Below are 21,299 nucleotides of genomic sequence, written 5' to 3' on the forward strand. Positions count from 1 at the left end.
TGTACATAAGAACAAATTATCGATGGCAAGCCGTATGCGGTGAAAATCGCACGTACGGTTTAGAGTGGGGGAAAAGATGGAGATTATTTCAAAGTCTTACCTATCACTATCATTAGCTGAAACAGGGTCTCATATTCTAGTAATGGATTTATACGCAAAAACAATGATTAAGCAACCAAATGTAAATTTATCTAATATCGATTTAGGCTCAGAGGGGGGAGAGTTGCTCAAAAATATTCACCTTAATCAAGAGCTGTCACGAATCAATGCGAATTACTGGTTAGATACAGCGAAGCCACAGATTCAAAAAACTGCTCGTAATATTGTAAATTACGATGAACAATTTCAAAATTATTACGACACATTAGTAGAAACTGTACAAAAGAAAGATAAGGCAGGTCTAAAAGAGGGTATAAATGATTTAATTACTACAATCAATACAAATTCAAAAGAAGTTACAGATGTGATTAAGATGCTACAAGACTTCAAAGGGAAACTATATCAAAATTCTACAGATTTTAAAAATAATGTTGGTGGTCCAGATGGGAAAGGTGGATTAACTGCAATATTAGCAGGTCAACAGGCAACGATTCCACAACTTCAAGCTGAAATTGAGCAACTTCGTTCTACTCAGAAAAAACATTTTGATGATGTATTAGCATGGTCAATTGGTGGTGGATTGGGAGCAGCTATTTTAGTTATTGCAGCTATTGGAGGAGCGGTAGTTATTGTTGTAACTGGCGGTACAGCAACACCGGCTGTTGTTGGTGGACTCTCGGCTCTTGGCGCAGCTGGTATCGGTCTAGGAACTGCGGCTGGTGTCACAGCATCTAAGCATATGGATTCCTATAATGAAATTTCTAACAAAATCGGAGAATTAAGTATGAAAGCAGATCGTGCTAATCAAGCAGTTCTTTCGCTTACTAACGCGAAAGAAACATTGGCATATTTATACCAGACTGTAGATCAAGCGATATTGTCTCTAACAAATATTCAAAAGCAATGGAATACAATGGGCGCAAATTATACAGATTTACTGGATAATATCGATTCTATGCAAGACCACAAATTCTCTTTAATACCAGATGATTTAAAAGCGGCTAAAGAAAGTTGGAATGATATTCATAAAGATGCAGAATTCATTTCAAAAGATATTGCTTTTAAACAGGAGTAGAACTGAAATTTAAAACCTAAATTGGAGGAAAATGAAATGATAAAAAAAATCCCTTACAAATTACTCGCTGTATCGACACTATTAACTATTACAACTGCTAATGTAGTTTTACCAGTAACAACTTTTGCAAGTGAAATTGAACAAACGAATAATGGAGATACGGCTCTTTCTGCAAATGAAGCGAGAATGAAAGAGACCTTGCAAAAGGCTGGATTATTTGCAAAATCTATGAATGCCTATTCTTATATGTTAATTAAGAATCCTGATGTGAATTTTGAGGGAATTACCATTAATGGATATGTAGATTTACCTGGTAGAATCGTACAAGATCAAAAGAATGCAAGGGCACATGCCGTTACTTGGGATACGAAAGTAAAAAAACAGCTTTTAGATACATTGAATGGTATTGTTGAATACGATACAACATTTGATAATTATTATGAAACAATGATAGAGGCGATTAATACAGGGGATGGAGAAACTTTAAAAGAAGGGATTACAGATTTACGAGGTGAAATTCAACAAAATCAAAAGTATGCACAACAACTAATAGAAGAATTAACTAAATTAAGAGACTCTATTGGACACGATGTTAGAGCATTTGGAAGTAATAAAGAGCTCTTGCAGTCAATTTTAAAAAATCAAGGTGCAGATGTTGATGCCGATCAAAAGCGTCTAGAAGAAGTATTAGGATCAGTAAACTATTATAAACAATTAGAATCTGATGGGTTTAATGTAATGAAGGGTGCTATTTTGGGTCTACCAATAATTGGCGGTATCATAGTGGGAGTAGCAAGGGATAATTTAGGTAAGTTAGAGCCTTTATTAGCAGAATTACGTCAGACCGTGGATTATAAAGTAACCTTAAATCGTGTAGTTGGAGTTGCTTACAGTAATATTAATGAAATGCACAAGGCGCTTGATGATGCTATTAACGCTCTTACTTATATGTCCACGCAGTGGCATGATTTAGATTCTCAATATTCGGGCGTTCTAGGGCATATTGAGAATGCAGCTCAAAAAGCCGATCAAAATAAATTTAAATTCTTAAAACCTAATTTAAATGCAGCGAAAGACAGTTGGAAAACATTACGAACAGATGCTGTTACATTAAAAGAAGGAATAAAGGAATTAAAAGTGGAAACTGTTACTCCACAAAAATAGGGAAATATTAATTCTGTTGTAAAGTGAACTAAAACATAGAAAGTCTATGATTACACTGTTAAACAGAAAAGTAATAATTAATAAATCCTTATATAACAGAAAGGCGGAGTCTCATTAAAGACTTCGCCTTTCAATTATATATAAGTATGAGTCGAATAAAAAATAACCTTGTAGTTTAATTGCTTTTTTAAAATTTGCAATAGAATCGGTTAATTTGAAGCAGATGATATACATTTTCTTTAATACTTAATGATTTGAAGGCTGCTAAAGAAAGTTCAAACGATACTGATAAAAGATGTAGAACTCATTTTGAAAGACATCGCTTTTTAATAAGATTAGAACTTGAAACCATACCTTATATAGGAGGAATACGAAATGATGAAAAAAATCCCTAATAAACTACTCGCTGTATCAGCGTTTTTAACTATAACAACTACTTATGCAGTCATACCACTAGATACTTTTGCAATTGAAATTGAACAAACGAACACTGAAAATATGTCTCTTTCAGCAAATGAAGAACAGATGAAAAAAGCTTTGCAAGATGCTGGTTTATTTGCAAAAGCTATGAATGAATATTCTTATTTGCTAATTAATAATCCAGATGTGAGTTTTGAAGGAATAACTATTAATGGAAATGCAGATTTACCTAGTAAAATTGTACAAGATCAAAAGAATGCAAGAGCACATGCTGTTACATGGAATACACAAGTAAAAAAACAGCTTTTTGATACATTGACAGGCATTATAGAATACGATACAAAATTTGAAAATTATTATGAAACATTAGTAGAGGCGATCAATACTGGAAATGGAGATACTTTAAAAAAAGGGATTACAGATTTACAGGGAGGAATTCAACAAAATCAAAAGTCTGCAAAAGCATTAAAAGAAGAATTAATTCAATTAAAAAATGCTATTGGAGAAGATGTTAGAACATTTGGAAGTCATAAAGAGACATTGCAATCGATTTTAAAAAACCAAGGTGCTGATGTGGAGGCTGACCAAAAGCGTCTAGAGGACCTTTTAGGACAAGTAAAATATCAGAAAGACATAGAATCTAAGGGCTTAGACATGGTGAAAATCCCCTTTATTCCAACCTTGATTGCTGGTGGCATAATGATAGGTGATGCAAGAGGTAAGTTAGGTTGGCTAGAACCTGAATTAGCAAAATTGCGTCAGACTGTAGATTATAAAATAACATTGAATCGTGTAGTTGGAGTTGCATTTCATAATATTAGTGATATGCATAGTATGCTTGATAGTGCTATCACTGCTCTTACTTATATGTCTACGCAATGGGAGGATTTAGATTCTCAATATTCGGGTGTACTGGGACATATTGAGAAAGCTGATCAAAAAGCTGATCAAAATAAATATAAATTCTTAACCCCTAGCTTGAATGCAGCGAAAAACAGTTGGAAAACATTAAAAACAGATGTTGTCACTTTGCAAGAAGGGATAAAAATTGCAGAGAAAAAAGAACAGGATTTTTTGAATCAGCTTCGTCCATCAAACGTTTTCTACTTTTATAAAAAAATTCATAACGCATACACTTTTGAAATAAAGACTGGAACAAATGCGCCAAATGCGTCTTATAAAGTTATGAATTTAACTAAAAACACTGTTCATAATATGTGGAGTGGAGGGGCTAATACTAACATGTGGGCTGATTGGCTTTCATTCAATCCAAATGATGAATTTGCGGTAGTAGCAGTAGTGGATGGTAAAGAATATGTTGTGTATAAAGACAAAGTACAAAATATAATGAACTGAATCTGAAAGTAACGAAGTAATTGGAGCTGGACAATAAACTAGACAACAAGTTAATTGAAAAATCTCCTTATATCCTAGAATATTTTGCTCAAGAAAAAGAATTTGTTCAGCGAAAAAGTAAATATTGAACCAAGGAGTTAGTTGTCTTATGTGTATGGTTTTACCGAAAGGTTTCAAGTACATTACTCATACAATTATGTAGTTATCCTGAAGCATCTACAGGTGTTCTTATCGACCTTGAAGAACTACTTAGCTTCCTAAGTTGAGTAATTTTATGCAAAATTAAGTGAACGTTTTTGTACATAGATTAGTTGACATTTATATAGTTTTTTTTCATTTTTAAAGATAGTTTTGTTTTTTATGTTATTTTTCAAAAATTACTGCTGAAATTTCTATATTCATCACTCAGCATATAATCATTGTTTGATGAAATGACATACCACGTCCCTTAGAGTTTCAGACATATTACGATAAATTAAAGAAAAAAGATAATAGTAGTCAACGGTTACTATTATCTTTTTTGAACTATTTTTCATTAAAATATCTCATCTGCTGTGCCCCTTATTTACTTTTCTAGATTTTATCCTAGTTTAAAATTTATGCATTTGAACTGTTTATACAATTTGTAGGATTTTTAGCTTTTTTGTCGAATACACTTAATGCAAGGAGGGACATTACATGATTATTAAAGATTATTTCATCAACCTTTCTATTTTTTCTTTATTAGTTAGCGCAGCAATATTTATTCAAGTGTTTACAATTAATTCTAGTCGATATTTTGAAAAGCTCTATGGAGGGATTATTGCAGTTACGTTAATGTTCTTTTCTTTTCCATACATGGGATTTTCCTACGATCTTCGAGTTGTTCCTCTTATTCTATCTTTTATTTACTTTGGTCGTATTGCTGGTTGGATTACGTTAATTAGCATAATTGTAATGCGTATCTTTTACACAGGAGGGTACTGGGAACCTCCTGTGATTGCTTATTTAGGTATGGGGATTCTATTTTCTACCTTTAAAACTTATTTTAAAAAACTACATCCTTTTAAAAGTGCATCGTTATATTTTTCTGTTTTTATTGGAATAAAGTGGTTAGTTGGCGTATTATTTAATACTACATTACTTTACACAGGAGGCTTATTATATATAGCGTTAGGACTTTTAATTGGGCTATTTCTTATGGAAGCCTACCAGAGATTGTATTATTTAACACAGGACTTATCTAAAATGAATCGAGAATTAAAAAAATCGAAGCAAGAACTTGCAGATACCGTACATGAGCTTCAAGGAGGAATTTTTAAATTTAAAAAAGTGGGTAAGCACTTTATACACACTTTATGTGATGGACAGTTTTATTATCAAAACGGATTTTATTCTGAACAGGTGGTAGGAAAAAGCTTACGTACTATTGATGCTTCTATTGTTCCTCCACATTTAGTTCCACAATTGATGAAGTACTATCTTCAGGCATGGGAAGGAAAAGAAATTATATTTGAATTACCTTGGCCAAATGATAAAACTATTATTCTTATTGCGCTTAGGCCGATTAAACGAAATGGACAAGTTATTGAAGTTGTTGGTTCTACAGTTGATATAACCGAAAGGAAAAAGGTAGAATCAGAATTAAGCGCTACCAAAGAATTATTGGAATCATTTATAAAGCACAATCTAGATGCTATTACCATTTCTGATCGAGAAGGGCATATTTTACAAGCGAATAAAGCTTATGAAAAGATATTTGGGTGGTCATCACAAGAAATCATAGGTAAGAGATTACCTTGTGTACCAGATTTTTTAATGGAAGAATCGCTTAAAAATATTCAGAAAATTCTAACGGGTGAATCTGTGGTTACTAGATTAGAAACTGTTAGACAAAGGAGCGATGGGAGTCTTCTTGATGTCAGTCTGACAGTTTCTCCTATACTAGATGTAAGAGGAAATGTGATAGCTTTATCAGCAATATGTAGAGACATCTCTGAAAGAAAACAAGCAGAAAGAGAACGACATCGATTACACCAGCAATTAAGAGATAGTGAAATGAAGTACCGTGCACTAATTGAACAAGCAACTGATGCGGTATATGTAGTAGAGCTGAATGAAGATAATGCTCCAAGTCGATTTATTGAGGTAAACCCTGTTGGGTGTAGAAGGTTTGGATATAGTAGAGAAGAGTTGCTCTCATTATCATTTTCAAATATAGTACCACAAGATTCTCAAATGATCGTAAGGTTATTAGAAAAAATTAAAAAGGGACAAACTTCCTTCACTTTGCAAGATGAATATGTTTTTCCAACAGGAAAAGTAATAACAACTGAGTTTAGTGTTCGTGTTTTTAACTTAAATGGGAAAAAAGTTTTCCTAAGTATTTCTCGTGATATCACTGAACGGCTAAAAACAGAAGAATTATTACGAAAATCTGAAAAACTTGCTGTTGTAGGACAATTAGCGACTGTAATGGCTCATGAGATTAATAATCCATTAACTGCAATGAAAGGGTTCATGCAATTACTAAAATCAACGGAAAGTGAGAATAATCAGGGTTATATTAATATAGTATCATCAGAGATTGAGCGTATAGAGAGCATTACAACTGAATTTATGGCGGTAGCCAAACCACAGGTGGTAAAAATGCAACCTAATAACATTAGTGTGCTAATGGATCAAGTTTTAATGCTACTACAACCTCAAGCAATGATGAATAATATAAAAATTAAAATCGATCTTAACCCTGGTATTCCATTGATTTCATGTGAAGGAAATCAATTAAAGCAAGTATTTGTTAATATATTAAAAAATGCAATTGAATCTATGCCGATGGGAGGAGAAATTCTCATTCAATTAAATATACTTGATAATAATCAATTAAGTATTCGTTTTATCGATCAAGGGTGTGGCATTCCAAAAGAACGTATACCATACCTCGGAGAACCTTTTTATAGTATTAAAGAAGAGGGGATTGGCTTAGGGTTAATGATCTGTTATAAAATCATTGAAACACATCAGGGAAATGTATTTATTGAGAGTGAAGTGAATAAGGGAACTACAGTTGAAGTCACTCTCCCTATTTGTACACTTCAAAATTAATATATTTTTTCACTGAAATTTTTTAAGAAACCATATAAAACGTAATGCTATTAAACAAAAACTGAATAGAACTTTCTATCGTTGTTTACAAGAGGAAATGACAAACGCAATAAGACATGGAAAAGCGAGAAACGATACAAGTCTTGTTACAATAGCATACAAATCATGTAATACTTCCAAAACAAGATTGTCTGTATATGTCGAAGAGTTATATCCCCGATACACTTAATCAATTAACTATAGAAACTGGTGGAATGAAACGAAAATGTAAGTATCATAGGAACTTATGGTTAAATCAAAAAATCTCTACTACGGCTCTTACTCAACTGTGTAGTCATTTTAGAAATCATAACAGGGATTTTATTAAGCATGGAGGGAATTAATCGACACTTTAACTTAGCTTCTGCAGCTGTCTACTGTTCAAAAAATAATTTCTGTATGTTATACCAAAAATAAAGAATGTACTTTTAGAATTTATAAAAAATATAATTAGGATTAAATTAAAACCTTCCAAAAAGCCTGTTATAAAAACATCCTTTCTTTACAACCAAAAGAAAGGATGTTTTTAATATTGTAATTATGCTTGAAAACATTTCAAATTTTTACTTGTAATTTTAATGAAAAATATAGTCTCGCAGTAGATTAGGGAGAAGAGAAACTATTAACAAAGAATTTCATAAACATTAAGATGCTTTGTTAATAGTTTTTATACCTGTAGCGGTTTGTCCGGTTTGATAATATTAATCAGTTCTTCTTTATAATAAAACCATGAAGTACACCTCTTTTAAGTTAGTTAACATTGTTATGGTGTTCGCTATTTGGTTACTTCATACTTTAATTCATGTTTTCACCAATTAATTACTACCTCAAAATGCAAAGTTTTTGGAAATAACTATTTTAGATGTGAGATGAAAATGGGGGATAGATACTTAGCATTTAATAAAAAAGATAAGATTACGAAATGTAATCTTATCTTTTTATTAAGAATAATGAATTGTAGCTTCAAGGCTTCAGAATGACTTTTATACAATCATCTTCACGATTATTAAAAATTTGATAACCGTAGCTCGCTTCTTCAAGGGGGATTTTGTGTGTAATAATTTCTTTTGGATCAAATTCTTTATTTGTTATTTTTTTAAATAGTTCTGGCATAAAATGAATGACAGGTGCTTGTCCCATTTTAAGATTAATATTTCTAACCCAAAATGCTCCGAGTGGAAATGCATTATAATTGCCACCATAAACGCCAGTCATTTGAACCGTTCCATATTTTCTTACGGCTTTCGTAGCTATTTGAATAGGGCCGAGAGTTCCGCCTTGTAATTTCAATTTTTGTTCCAGAAATTCTAGTGGCGATTTTTTTCCATCCATCCCCACACAATCAATAACTACATCGGCACCACCATGTGTAATTTCCTTTAAATGTTCTCCCATATCGGGGAATTTTGTAAACTCAAATACCTCAACATTGTTAATCTTTTTTGCATAATTCATCCGATAATCTAAGTAATCCACTGCAATTACACGTTTAGCACCTTGCATCCAAGCAAATTTTTGTGTCATTAATCCAACAGGTCCACAACCAAGGACGATAACAGTATCACCTGGCTTAACGCCTGCGTTTATTACACTCCAATAGGCTGTAGGTAAAACATCTGATAAAAATAGTAGGGATTCATCTTCAAGCTCGCATGATTCCGGTATAACAAATGGAGTGAAATTGCCAAATGGAACTTTTAAATATTCTGCTTGTCCGCCTGGATGATTACCAAATTTCTCCGTATAACCAAAGTATCCACCAGAATCGTAATGAGGATTTGAGTTATCACATTGACTTTCCATTTCATGTTGGCAATAGAAACAATGTCCACAAGAAACGTTGAAGGGGATGACAACACGATCGCCTTTTTTCACTTTAGTGACATCTGGCCCGACTTCTTCAACGATTCCCATTGGTTCATGGCCGATAATGTATCCTTGAGGTAAGGGCATGTTACCTTGATATAAATGTAAATCAGAACCGCAAATAGCGGTTGAAGTAATTCTTACAATAATATCATCTTTTTTCTCTAACTTTGCATCATCAACTTGTTTAACTTGTACTTGATTTGGTCCTTGATAGGTTACAGCTTTCATCTCATATCTCCTTTTGGATTATGTCTCAAAACATAATTTTATTTAATCTCTTGGTGAAATAGAAATCTTTCTTTTATTTACTGAAGGGAATTAGGAAGTATACATAGTGTTGTTATGAAAGTATGTTATATCAGTTATTCTTTCTTATATGTTTTGCCCTACTTTAAGAAAAAAATCAATTTTTATTCATAATCTAATTTCCATAAAAAGGATAATTATTATTTCATAATTTGTAGCATATTAAAAACATCGGAGGTGAAACAATATGGCAAACAATAATAGTGGAAGTCGTAATGAATTGTTAGTTCGAGGCGCTGAACAAGCTCTTGATCAAATGAAATATGAAATTGCACAAGAGTTTGGTGTACAACTTGGTGCAGATACAACAGCTCGTTCAAACGGATCTGTTGGTGGTGAAATTACAAAACGTTTAGTAGCAATGGCAGAACAACAACTTGGTGGTAGAGCTAACCGCTAAGTAAATTGGCTTAAAATATAGCAAATATGTAAATCAATTTCTTTTGTGTATTCATAAAAATAAAAAACCTTATATTAAACAGATACTCACTCAAAGATTATTGATAATCTTCTTTCATAATCTTTGAGTATTTAATTTGTAAACTACTTTCCTAAACAATAAACACGCGGTGTTGGAAAGGTGTTTTCCATGCATAGTAGAAAATCTTTTGCAGGAAAAAGCATACTTAAAAATTTGATTTCAATATTGAAATCAATATTTATTATGATATTTTCGAAAGGTAGGAATTTAAAAATGGGTATATTAAGTGGAAATCCTCAAAATGAACCGTTACATTACGGTGAAGTATTTGACATTTGGAGCTATCTTCTTGCTGCACAGGGTGCGATTGCAAGCCATCAAGTATTTATGAATCATACAGGTGATGAAGACTTGAAGAAGTTTTTAGAAGGCTTAATTGAAAATGATATGAATTCGGAAATAGAAGAATTAAAAGCTCTTTTAAAGATTAATGGAGTCGCTTTACCGCCTGCTCCTCCAGAACGACCAGTTGCATCTATCGAAGACATTCCTCCGGGAGCACGTATTAATGATGTTGAAATTGCTGCTGCTGTTTCTGCAGGATTAGCAGCTGGACTTGTGACATGTAGTCAGGTGATGGGAAAATGTCTTCGAGAAGATGTAGGGATGCTATTTGGCCAATTTCATATGAAAAAAGCGCAGGCAGGTGTAACTCTGCTACGTTTAAGTAAGAAAAAAGGATGGGTAGTTCCACCTCCGTTACATGTAAGAAATTCCGATCAAGCTTAATAAACAAAAATAAAAAGTGGCGTTGGCCACTTTTTTATTTTTTAGATGTATCCTCAAGATTGGATTTATTTATTGTGGAAGAATCCATATATTCCTCTGACATCTCCATAGCATATTTATCATGATGAATATGATTGCGATTTTTTAATTCATCGTCGTTACGTAGCACTAGCCTCTTCATATAAATATGGAAGAAAACTTCTGTTCCACCAATAATTAAAGCGGCTATAAATGAAGAAAGTCCAATGTTACGAGTAGCATCTAAATTAGTAAACAAGGATGTTAGTAACCAAGTTCCGAAAAAGCTTAAGCCGAAATCTGCCATTGTAGCAATCATATTTCCGTATTTAGGTAAAATGAAGAGGTCTCCGATTAAATAGGCAGCTCCCGTAAGAAAAAGAGAAATTAGTAATACTCTAGGAATTGAAATGCCTTGAAAGATACTGAGCATGATTAGCAATACTGCAGTTATCGCTGTGTATTTAATTAATAAGGCAACAATATGTTTCATCATTTTCCTCCATTGTTTAAACGTATATGGAATACAATATTTCATTAAAAACGGATTATGCTTTTATATAGCGTAACCCGTTTTAATCACCCCTTAATGGTAAGAAGTACAACCTGGGTAAGAAGCAGGCTTATACTATGGATAGTATTTGCGGAATATCGAGCTTTATTCATAAAGGGTAGTTCCATTCTTATAATAGAGATGTTGCCTAAGTACAGTGTTTTTTCATATTAAACTTAATATTCGTTGGTGTTTTGATTCATTAATATAAAAATAAACAAAGTATTTCCGCATTTAATGCATCTTTTTATCTATATATTTTCCGTAATCAGGTACAGCAATTTTATCAAATTCTTGAACCAGTGTTTTGAGGTTCGTTGATAGCAATTCACCTGACATTGGTATCCCATGTCCAGTAATAGCGACTAGAGGCTTTAATTCTTCTAATTTAATGACTGATTCTTTAGCGGCTTTCCAGTCTGTTGTTAAATAACGAGGAGGACCGCTTATTTCCTGTTCTTGAGTTATTACTTTATACAGATACTCCTGTTTCACTGTAACAAAAGCGTCCCCAGCAATTAAAGTTCGGTCTTTCTCTCGGAATAATGAAATATGCCCAGGAGTATGCCCTGGTGTATGAATCCATCTAAACTCTGGCATATGGGGAACAGTTCCATCGATAGGTAGTGCTTTTACGCTATTTCCTAAATCAATCGGTTCATTAGGGAACAGGGGAGACATTTTCGCTACCATACCACCTTCAACTGTTGGATCTGGTTCAGGATAGCTTTGTTGTCCAGTCAAAAACGGTATCTCCATTTGATGGGCATAGACTGGAACATCCCAATATTTAATGAGTTCAATTATTCCTCCAACATGATCAAAATGCCCATGAGTTAAAATAATTGCTTTTGGACGGCTATTTGTACCAAATCGCTCCTCAGTAACAGAGATAATTTCATTTGCACATTTAGGCATTCCAGCGTCAACTAAAACAAAATCATCGGTATGCGGATTCCCAACAAAACATATGTTGACGATTTGAATCGTGTAGCAAAATAAATCAGGTAATACTTCGATGCCGTGACCACTTTCAATTGAAGTTGCTGGAATAAACTTGTAATCACTTCCATAATTCATTTCCTTGTTCACCTTTTGTCCCCCTTAATATGTTTCAATACGACATTATAGTTCCCTAATTTCTCAAATCCATTTTGGGGGATTTGAGAAAAGAATTAGTGGGGATTACAAAAAACAAAAATTAAGGTGGAGACATATCGATTTATATAAAGTGCAAACAGAAAATATTGATTTCACAAGTGTAGTTTTTACTATTTTTTGAGGAGGGGTTATGAGTTAATAAAAGGTTCATCTGAATATTTTAACGTAGGTTTATAAAGAATACAGAACAGTTTCTAATAGAAATTCATTAAATGAGGCGATTACTTGTACCGATGCTTTTCATAATCAAAGGATATTTAAGTTTTGTGATGTAATTGAGATTGATTAAATTATGCTTTTCAATAGCTATTAACAGCCCGTTCAGTGATACTAATATCTCTTACTAGCTATAATGATATATTCTATTTTTTATCTAACTAACGCTCTTAGTGTAGCTGGTGTCCTTGCATTGAGTACTTCATGGTTTTTATTCATTTTCACATGTTTCATCCGAAAGAAAAACGGAAATCCCTTCTTTATTAGAGATAGGAAATTCCGGTTCATCTTTTTTATAAACAGTTCAATTGTATTTCAAATTCACATGATGATTCGGTAAATCACCTTGGATAAAGTAGGCTTTATTGATAGCGAATCTGTATTTCTTGATTGATTACCGCCTATTCCTCATACATCATTTTCCTCGTCATTCCACCGTCTACGACAAGGTTTATACCTGTAACAAAATCATTTTCGCTGGCTGTTAAATACAGACAGGCTCGTGCAATATCATCTGGTGTTCCTACACGCTTTGATAGGTGCTGTTCATGCTCAATTTTACTTAATTTTGAATAATCTCCTGTTTCAATCCAACCTGGGGAAATAGCATTCACGGTAATCCTAGCTTCGCTAAATGAGGCTGCGAGCGCGTGTGTAATAGCAACGATCCCACCTTTTGTGGCAGCATAAGATTCTGAATTTGGCTCAGACATAATCGCCCTTGTAGAGGCAATATTCACGATAGATCCACCTTCTTTGTTATGACGCATATACTTTGCTGCTTCACGTGAACCCAAGAAAACGCTTCTTAGGTTTGTGCTTATTACATCGTCCCATTCTTCTAGCGAAATATCGTAAGGAGACTTGAATAACTCTTTTCCTGCATTATTAATTAAAATATCTATCTGACCGTATGTTTGATTAGCTACTTCCATTAATCGAATAATATCTGTTTCCAGCCTTACATCTGTTTGTACGAAAAGTGCTTCTTTACCCTGTTCTTTCATCTTAGTAACTGTTTTTGCACCTGCTTTTTCGTCTATATCTGCTAAAATAACATTGGCCCCTTTTTCTGCATAATGTAAAGCAATTCCTCTCCCGATTCCATTTCCAGCCCCTGTTATGATCACTGATTTATTAGAAAAATCCATTGTAATTACACTCCTTTTAAAAAAATATAACGTCTTTATTTTTTAATATAACATACAAAAATTATCCTTCTGCATAAGCAATAGTTAATTGATTATGCCCGTATTTTTATTCTTCACTAATAAAAGGAGTAATTATCTTTTTTTCATAAGAAGATAACACAATATTCGTTGATGGCGTACCATATTGCATTGAATCATCAATAAATTGTTCTAAACTTTCTACAGAATGTGTTGCTATTTTGACAATATAGCTAATTTCTCCTGCTACTCTGTAACACTCAAGTACATCTGGATGATTGTAGCAAAAGTTAGATAATGATTTACAATTTGTTGATTTAAACAGTATAAGTGCAGAAATTGGACGATTTATTTTTTTTAGAGAAACATGTGCATGGTAACCTTCAATAATTTGTTGTTCCTCTAACTTTCGTACTCGCTCAGTTACTGACGGGGAAGATAAGTGAACCGCTTCCGCTAAATCCTTCATTGAAATTTTTGCATTTGACTGTAATAGTCCCACGATTTTTTTATCAATTTGATCCATAAATTATCCAACCTTTTTTTATAAAATAGAATAACTTAAATTCTTTATAAAATAAAGAAAAACAATCAAATATCCTTATTGAACTTATTTATCAGCTTTCTATACTTGTATAAAATAAGGGTAGAAGGAGGCGGTTTACGATATGAAAAAGATTTTATTATTATTAGCTGACGGGTTTGAAGCAGTAGAAGCTAGTGTATTTACAGATGTACTAGGCTGGAATAAATGGGAGGGAGATGGATCAACCGAGGTCGTAACAGTTGGTCTTCGGAATAAATTAACTTGTACTTGGAATTTCACTGTCATACCGGAAAAAACGGTTGATGATATTCAATTAGATGAATTTGATGCACTAGCTATTCCAGGAGGATTTGAAGAGGCTGGTTTTTATCGGGATGCATACAGTAGAGAATTCTTACATGTTATTCAACATTTTTATGCCAAGCAGAAGCCTATTGCCAGTATTTGTGTTGCATCATTAACGCTTGGAAAAAGTGGAATTCTTGTAGGTAAAAAAGCTACCACATACAGTCATCCGACGAGTAAACGAAAAGAGCAGTTAAAGAATTTCGGTGCAATAGTACAAAATGATTTAATAGTACAAGATGGAAATATTATTACATCATCAAATCCAGGCACAGCTTTTGATGTTGCGTTTTTATTACTTGAAAAATTAACATCTAAAAAGAATGCTGAACATGTAAAGGATCTTATGGGATTTTAGGCATTTATCTTCTTATGAGTTTTTGATGCTTGCTAGAAGTAATGTGAAAAGTCGCCGTGCTGTAGTTCTATTTGCTGAACCCGAGGAAAAAGAAAAAGGGTTTGATTATTACAATACTTATAATAGGAGAATTTTTATGATTATAACACTTTTCACATATATTTTGTTAGGTTTATCTTTAGCAATACCCGCAGGTGCTATGACAGTCCAAATGACTAAACAAGGAATGAGAAATGGTTTCGTACATGGTTGGTTTGTAGGTATAGGAGGAATGACTGTAGATTTATCTTTAATCGTCCTGATTTATCTAGGGTTCTCTAGTGTATTAACCAATCCATGGGTAGAAACAGTTATGTGGCTCCTAGGTTTTATATTTTTAATGTTTATTGGAATAGAAAGCATTAAAGAAGCAAAGTCGGAAGTTAACATAGATGGAGAAGATCCTAATAAATCTTTATTATCAGCTTATTTATCTGGTTTTATGATTGCTATATCACCGGCTAATATTGTATTTTGGATAGGGGTCTTTGGCCCGGTTCTAGTTTCTTCATTAGGTAATGCAAGTACATCTACATTTATATTAATAGCTGTAGGTATTTTATTAGGTATCTTTATGCATGATATGATCTTATTAAGCTTTGTTCATTTTACTAGACGTTTTCTAAATCCAACCTTTATTAAAAGAGTATCTATATTTGCCGCAATAGTCCTATTCGGATTTAGTGGTTATTTTGGTTACGAGTTTATAAAACAAGTAATGACTTTTATCTCAAAAGCATAGTTCTTATAAACTTAAATAGGGTGGTTATAAGGTAAATGAAAAAGATACGTATTTTAAACGTAACATAATTGTAAATATGTTATATCACGTAGGCAACCCCTCAGGAATTCATTGATCCCTGAGGGGTCTTTAAATTCTTTACACGTAGCCTCTACTATAATTGATGGTGTATGAGCTTAGCTCAATAGCGATGGGGTACTACCCGCATTTTAACGAAAATATACGCTAAGCAAATTTCGATATAAAAGAAGCCGAATTTTCTACTTTAAGAAACTTTCGGTTTCAATTCGTTATGACATTGCTCTATGTTGTTATAGATATATAATTTAATTAAAGTTTCAATTAGTTTAGATCATCAAAAATAATGTCTTTTTTATCTAAATTTCTTAGAACTTATATATGAGATGAATATTAATTTATAAGCATTAAATATTTGTGAAGATTTAATTGACGAACATATTTTTTGACTTTTATTGAAAGTGGATTACACTATAAAAATTTTAGAGAATGGCTATCTATATAAAAATTACATAACAGTAGCTAATATAAATCCATTAAATAAGACGATTACTTGTACGGATGCTTTTCATAATCAAAGAATGTTTAAGTTTGGAGATGTAATTGAAGTGGATTAGAGGGGGAGAAATAAAAATAGTTATCTCTTCCTAACTTAATTATATCATGTAAATCAAGTTCGAAATAGACTGTTTATTCGTATTGACTCCTGCTACAATCAAGAACACATGCATAGTAAGGAGAGATGTTACATGAGTTCTTTTGTTCTCGATTTTCAGGAAATAGAAAACACGCAGCTTTCGCTCGTCGGTGGAAAAGGTTTGAATTTAGGGGAGTTAACAAACATTCAAGGTATACAAGTACCCGAAGGTTTTTGTGTTACAACGGTAGGATATGAAAAGGCTATCGAGCAAAATGAAGAGCTTCAAACTTTGTTGCAGCAGCTAACAAAGTTGAAAATGGAAGAGCGTGCTCAAATCGGTGAAATGAGTAAGAAGATTAGAGAAGTCATTATGGCAGTAGAAATCCCTACTGATGTAGTGGAAGCAGTAGCTCATTATCTCTCACGTTTTGGAAATGAACATGCGTATGCCGTGCGTTCTAGTGCGACGGCTGAAGATTTACCGTATGCTTCATTTGCAGGTCAACAAGATACGTATTTAAATATTATCGGAGAAGAAGCGATTTTACAGCATGTAAGAAAGTGCTGGGGGTCTTTATTTACAGAGCGAGCAGTTACGTACCGCATGCAAAATGGTTTTGAACATAATCAAGTTTCTATATGTGTTGTCGTTCAAAAAATGGTTTTCCCTGAGGCTTCGGGTATTTTATTTACGGCTGATCCGATTACTTCAAATAGGAAGGTGTTGTCAATCGATGCCAGCTTTGGACTTGGCGAGGCGCTAGTATCTGGATTAGTTTCTGCCGATAATTATAAGGTAAAAGAAGATGAAATCGTCGAAAAGGTCATCGCAATGAAAAAATTAGCCATCTATGGACGAAAAGAAGGCGGAACAGAGAGAAAGAAAATTGCTCCTAATCAGCAAAAAGTTCAAACACTTACTGAACAACAGATTTTACAACTAGCACGCATCGGAAGACAAATCGAAGCTTATTTTGGTTGTCCGCAAGATATTGAATGGTGCTTAGTTGATGATACAATTTATATAGTCCAAAGTCGCCCCATTACGACTTTATATCCAATTCCTGAAGAAAATGATGAGGGAAATCATGTGTATATATCGGTTGGCCATCAACAAATGATGACCGATGCGATGAAACCATTAGGTTTATCTTTTTTCCTGTTAACGACTAGTGCCCCTATGCGTAAAGCGGGAGGCAGGTTATTTGTCGATGCTACGCAACAATTAGCTTTACCTGCTAGCAGAGATTACTTAATAAACACTTTAGGAAAATCGGATCCACTCGTAAGAGATGCATTAACGACTATAGTTAAGCGAGATAATTTTATTAAATTATTACCAGATGATGAAAAAGGGAAGAGTGTTGGTAAAAGTGTGCCACCTGCAAATTCTCAACCGGAAATTGAAAATGATCCGGCAATCGTTACAAATTTAATACAGAATAGTCAAGCATCACTTGAAGAGTTAAAACAAAATATGCAACTGAAATCAGGAGTGGACGTACTTGATTTTATTTTGGAAGATATTCAGCAATTAAAGAAAGTATTGTTTAACCCGCAAAGTATCGCTGTCATTATGGCTGGTATGAATGCTTCAACATGGATAAATGAAAAGATGGAGCAATGGTTAGGTGAAAAAAATGCAGCAGACACGCTTTCTCAATCCGTACAAAATAATATTACATCTGAAATGGGTTTAGCATTAATGGATGTCGCTGATGTGATTCGGCCGTACAAAGAAGTTATTACGTATTTACAACATGTAGAAGATGATAGCTTTTTAAATGAACTAGTTCAGTTTAAAGGTGGAGAAGAAGCTCGAGATGCTATTCTAACTTTTCTAAATAAATACGGAATGAGATGTAGCGGAGAAATAGATATTACGAAAACGCGCTGGAGTGAAAAGCCAACTACAATTATCCCGATGATTTTAAATAATATAAGAGATTTTGAATATGGTGCGAGTAAGCGGAAATTTGAAGAAGGACTGCAAGAAGCTTTGAAAAAAGAAGAAGAGTTAGTAGATCGATTACAGCACTTATCGGGTGGAAAACAAAAAGTAGAAGAAACGAAGCGAATGATTCGTAATATCCGTAATTTTATCGGCTATCGTGAATATCCAAAATACGGTATGATTAATCGTTATTTCATATATAAGCAAGCGTTACTGAAAGAAGCTGAGCAACTTGTGCAGAGTGGTGTCATTCATGAAGTTGATGATATATACTATTTAACTTTTGAAGAACTTCACGAAGTAGTCTGCACGAATAAACTAGATTACGAACTGATACAAAAACAAAAAAATGATTACAAATTATATGAAAAACTAACGCCTCCTCGTATAATGACGTCTGATGGAGAAATCATTACAGGTAAATATAAACGAGAAAACCTCCCAGATGATGCGATTGTAGGTTTGCCTGTTTCTTCAGGAGTGATTGAGGGGAGAGCTCGCGTTATTTTAAACATGGAAGAAGCGAATTTAGAAGAGGGCGATATATTAGTTACAGCTTTTACTGATCCGGGCTGGACACCATTGTTTGTGTCTATAAAAGGGTTAGTCACTGAAGTTGGCGGACTTATGACGCACGGAGCAGTAATTGCACGTGAATATGGATTACCGGCAGTTGTTGGAGTAGAGAATGCTACGAAATTAATAAAAGACGGACAACGAATTCGGGTACATGGAACAGAAGGGTATATTGAAGTGTTGTAATGAAATAAAAGAACATCCGCTATTATAGTGGATGTTCTTTTATTATATAGCTGACTTATTTCTTTAAGCCAGCCGCATAAAAAGGTCCATGAACTGCGATTGTTGATAAAAAGCGAGCAATCTCCTCAGGTGTTTCTTTTTGTCCATTATTTAACCATTGTTGGATGACACCTATATGCGCAGATGCCATATAAGAAGTTAAGTATTCGCTTGGAACAAGTAAATTCTCCTTATTAATGAGAGGACCATTCGTATCTTCAAATAATGTTTTCCACATAAAGTCTTTCAGTTTTGTTTGGAAAGATAAATCTCCTTTCGGACTTAGTACAGCTCTCATAAAATCACTATTTTCATTTAGAAATGCAAGAATAGAAGTGATAAGTATAAATGGCATTGTTGGAGAAGGATTTGATCCAAGGTCAGCAATAACTTCTGGGAATTTCTGTTTAGCAATGTTAGAAAACTCGTACATAATGTCTTCTTGGCATTTTGTCATTAAATCAAATTTATCTTGATAGTGCGCATAGAAAGTACCGCGATTAATGTTTGCTTTCGTTGTAATATCTTTCACTGTAATGGCGTCAAAACCTTTTTCTTCAATTAGCTCCACCAATGCATTTCGTATGGCAGTTTTTGTACGAACAACACGCAAATCTAAATTATTATCGCGCAAAGCATATCCCTCCTTAATTTTACTCAACACATTTAGAAAATGTGTCTTATAACCAACACATTCACGATTTTTGATTATTGTATAAGGTTCAACTCGAACATATAATTCAAAATATAAATAAACAACACGTTGTTGGTTATTATAGATCAAATTAAGGGAGGAGAAAAGAAAATGTTTAAAAATAAACTTTTATTGTTATCACCAGTTATTGCACTACTTGTTGTTTTTATTTTTTCATTAACGTTATTTCCAACTGTTCAACCAAAGCCGAAAAACTTGCCAATTGCAATTGTAAATGAGGATCAAGGTGTAGAAATTCCAAATCAACCGAAAATGAATATGGGGCAAACGATCGTTGATAACATGAAAAAAACAGCGAAATCAGAGGAAGAACCCGCAGTGAAGTGGGTAGAAGTAAAAAATAAAGAAGCCGTTCAAAAGGGATTAAACAATAAAGAGTATTACGCGGCATTAGTCATCCCGAAAGAATTTAGCGCAAAACAAGCGTCGTTACGAACACCACAGCCATCTTCACCTGAGATAGAAATATATATTAATCAAGGAATGAATACGGCTGCATCAACTATGGCAGGACAAATATTACAGGCGATTGTTGATAATATGAACAATACTGTTCGCGCGCAAGTATTAGAAGGATATAAGGAAAAAGGAGGTACATTAACAACAGATCAAGCTGCGAAATTAGTAACACCTATTGTAAAGAACGTGAAAAATATGAATGAGGTCGGCAAAAATAGTGCGAACGGTAACTCACCAATATCATTGTTCCAGCCGTTATGGATTGCAAGTTTAGCTAGTGCAGCGATTATTTTTATTGCGATTAGTAAAATGCCAGTAAGCTCAAGAAAAGAAAACTTTCTGTTAAAAGTAAACCAAATCGTAACAGGAGCTATTGCGACACTTGTAATTGGATTTGGTCTTACATGGATTGCGGATGGGATGGTAGGGTTAAATATTTCGAACTTCACGGATACAGCTCTATTCTTATCCATTACTTCTTTTAGTTTCTTCTTAATGATATCTGCGGTACTTTCATTGGTTGGGCTAAAAGGAATCGGTTTATTCGCTTTATTACTATTCTTCGGGGCACCGTTACTATCATTAGCACCTGAGATGTTGTCTCCGTTTTATCAAGACTGGGTTTACTCATGGTTACCAATGAAATTTATGATTGAAGGCCTAAGAGAAATCTTCTTCTTCGGAAAAGGGTTAAGTTGGAATACTCCTGTTACTGTACTCGTTTGGATTGGTATAGTAAGTATGGTTACTATATTAGCAACTGCATTCAAACGTAGTGTAGTAAAAGGGCATAAAACAGAATTGAACGCTTAAAAAAAAGCCGTTTCACTAATTTGAAGTGACCCCCGAAAGTTAGACAGGTCGTTTCATTAGGCAGCCTCTAGGGTATGAGCCCGGTATTGTACTGGGCTCATACCCTTTAATTTTGCCTTAATTCTTTTA

General features: G+C 33.7%; 17 protein-coding genes and 2 pseudogenes. 12 read left to right on the forward strand and 7 right to left on the reverse strand.

From position 1 onward, the window contains the following. Positions 1 to 100: 100 nt before the first annotated feature. The 5 genes and pseudogenes from hblD to ACS2CR_RS28090 all read left to right on the forward strand — a co-directional run. A pseudogene (hblD, locus tag ACS2CR_RS28070) lies at positions 101 to 1,174 on the forward strand (hemolytic enterotoxin HBL lytic component L1); the annotation flags it as partial. A 36-nt stretch (positions 1,175 to 1,210) separates the two neighbouring features. Beyond that, positions 1,211 to 2,338: a hemolysin BL binding component B gene (hblA, locus tag ACS2CR_RS28075; RefSeq protein WP_053512479.1), complete on the forward strand. Its 1,128-nt coding sequence runs from the start codon at positions 1,211 to 1,213 to the stop codon at positions 2,336 to 2,338. 375 nt (positions 2,339 to 2,713) lie between these two features. After that, positions 2,714 to 4,114 (forward strand): hemolysin BL regulatory component HblB, encoded by a 1,401-nt coding sequence (hblB, locus tag ACS2CR_RS28080; protein WP_053512480.1) that lies wholly within the window; start codon positions 2,714 to 2,716, stop codon positions 4,112 to 4,114. A gap of 20 nt (positions 4,115 to 4,134) precedes the next feature. Then, positions 4,135 to 4,362: pseudogene (locus tag ACS2CR_RS28085) on the forward strand (hypothetical protein); the annotation flags it as partial. 430 nt (positions 4,363 to 4,792) lie between these two features. Next, positions 4,793 to 7,198 carry a PAS domain S-box protein gene (locus ACS2CR_RS28090; RefSeq protein WP_053512481.1) on the forward strand — a complete coding sequence of 802 codons (2,406 nt, stop codon included), beginning with the start codon at positions 4,793 to 4,795 and terminating at the stop codon, positions 7,196 to 7,198. Positions 7,199 to 8,200: 1,002 nt separating this feature from the next. Here the strand turns inward: ACS2CR_RS28090 and ACS2CR_RS28095 are convergent. Beyond that, entirely contained in the window at positions 8,201 to 9,334 is a 1,134-nt protein-coding gene (locus tag ACS2CR_RS28095) for a zinc-dependent alcohol dehydrogenase (RefSeq protein ID WP_000649093.1), read from the reverse strand. Positions 9,335 to 9,599: 265 nt separating this feature from the next. Between ACS2CR_RS28095 and sasP the strand changes: the two genes are divergently transcribed. After that, on the forward strand, positions 9,600 to 9,812 hold the full coding sequence (sasP, locus tag ACS2CR_RS28100) for a small acid-soluble spore protein, SasP family (RefSeq protein WP_000002841.1): 213 nt from the start codon (positions 9,600 to 9,602) through the stop codon (positions 9,810 to 9,812). Positions 9,813 to 10,106: 294 nt separating this feature from the next. Beyond that, on the forward strand, positions 10,107 to 10,622 hold the full coding sequence (locus ACS2CR_RS28105; RefSeq protein WP_002101091.1) for a DUF3231 family protein: 516 nt from the start codon (positions 10,107 to 10,109) through the stop codon (positions 10,620 to 10,622). A gap of 34 nt (positions 10,623 to 10,656) precedes the next feature. Here ACS2CR_RS28105 and ACS2CR_RS28110 read toward each other — a convergent pair whose 3' ends face one another. The 4 genes from ACS2CR_RS28110 to ACS2CR_RS28125 form a co-directional block, all read right to left on the reverse strand. Further along, the gene (locus ACS2CR_RS28110; RefSeq protein ID WP_016110267.1) at positions 10,657 to 11,133 is read right to left on the reverse strand and encodes a YndM family protein; all 477 of its coding nucleotides are present in this window, start codon (positions 11,131 to 11,133) and stop codon (positions 10,657 to 10,659) included. A 294-nt stretch (positions 11,134 to 11,427) separates the two neighbouring features. Next, positions 11,428 to 12,285, reverse strand: coding sequence for an MBL fold metallo-hydrolase (locus ACS2CR_RS28115; protein WP_001031191.1), 858 nt, complete (start codon positions 12,283 to 12,285; stop codon positions 11,428 to 11,430). Positions 12,286 to 12,971: 686 nt separating this feature from the next. After that, a complete protein-coding gene (locus ACS2CR_RS28120; protein WP_053512482.1) occupies positions 12,972 to 13,721 on the reverse strand; it encodes a glucose 1-dehydrogenase in 750 nt (249 codons plus the stop codon). Positions 13,722 to 13,827: 106 nt separating this feature from the next. After that, entirely contained in the window at positions 13,828 to 14,265 is a 438-nt protein-coding gene (locus ACS2CR_RS28125; protein WP_000372089.1) for an Lrp/AsnC family transcriptional regulator, read from the reverse strand. 142 nt (positions 14,266 to 14,407) lie between these two features. Between ACS2CR_RS28125 and ACS2CR_RS28130 the strand changes: the two genes are divergently transcribed. The 4 genes from ACS2CR_RS28130 to ppsA all read left to right on the forward strand — a co-directional run bounded on the left by ACS2CR_RS28130 (position 14,408) and on the right by ppsA (position 19,144). Beyond that, on the forward strand, positions 14,408 to 14,989 hold the full coding sequence (locus tag ACS2CR_RS28130) for a DJ-1/PfpI family protein (protein WP_000722336.1): 582 nt from the start codon (positions 14,408 to 14,410) through the stop codon (positions 14,987 to 14,989). A gap of 136 nt (positions 14,990 to 15,125) precedes the next feature. Further along, entirely contained in the window at positions 15,126 to 15,770 is a 645-nt protein-coding gene (locus ACS2CR_RS28135) for a LysE family translocator (protein ID WP_000587494.1), read from the forward strand. A 473-nt stretch (positions 15,771 to 16,243) separates the two neighbouring features. Then, the gene (locus ACS2CR_RS28140; RefSeq protein ID WP_015382330.1) at positions 16,244 to 16,405 is read left to right on the forward strand and encodes a YolD-like family protein; all 162 of its coding nucleotides are present in this window, start codon (positions 16,244 to 16,246) and stop codon (positions 16,403 to 16,405) included. Positions 16,406 to 16,537: 132 nt separating this feature from the next. Next, the gene (gene ppsA / locus ACS2CR_RS28145) at positions 16,538 to 19,144 is read left to right on the forward strand and encodes a phosphoenolpyruvate synthase (protein ID WP_153602496.1); all 2,607 of its coding nucleotides are present in this window, start codon (positions 16,538 to 16,540) and stop codon (positions 19,142 to 19,144) included. A gap of 55 nt (positions 19,145 to 19,199) precedes the next feature. On the opposite strand, the gene ACS2CR_RS28150 is transcribed toward ppsA, so the two are convergent. Beyond that, on the reverse strand, positions 19,200 to 19,817 hold the full coding sequence (locus ACS2CR_RS28150; RefSeq protein WP_001205503.1) for a TetR/AcrR family transcriptional regulator: 618 nt from the start codon (positions 19,815 to 19,817) through the stop codon (positions 19,200 to 19,202). A gap of 171 nt (positions 19,818 to 19,988) precedes the next feature. On the opposite strand from ACS2CR_RS28150, the gene ACS2CR_RS28155 reads away from it, so the two are divergent. After that, positions 19,989 to 21,170, forward strand: coding sequence for a YhgE/Pip domain-containing protein (locus tag ACS2CR_RS28155; RefSeq protein WP_053512484.1), 1,182 nt, complete (start codon positions 19,989 to 19,991; stop codon positions 21,168 to 21,170). A gap of 56 nt (positions 21,171 to 21,226) precedes the next feature. On the opposite strand, the gene ACS2CR_RS28160 is transcribed toward ACS2CR_RS28155, so the two are convergent. Further along, positions 21,227 to 21,299, reverse strand: a 73-nt coding sequence (locus ACS2CR_RS28160; protein ID WP_228161212.1) for an integrase core domain-containing protein, incomplete at its 5' end; no start/stop codon positions are given.

The organism is Bacillus cereus group sp. BceL291, assembly GCF_051776705.1.
In the GTDB taxonomy this organism is placed as follows: Bacteria; Bacillota; Bacilli; order Bacillales; family Bacillaceae_G; genus Bacillus_A; species Bacillus_A cereus.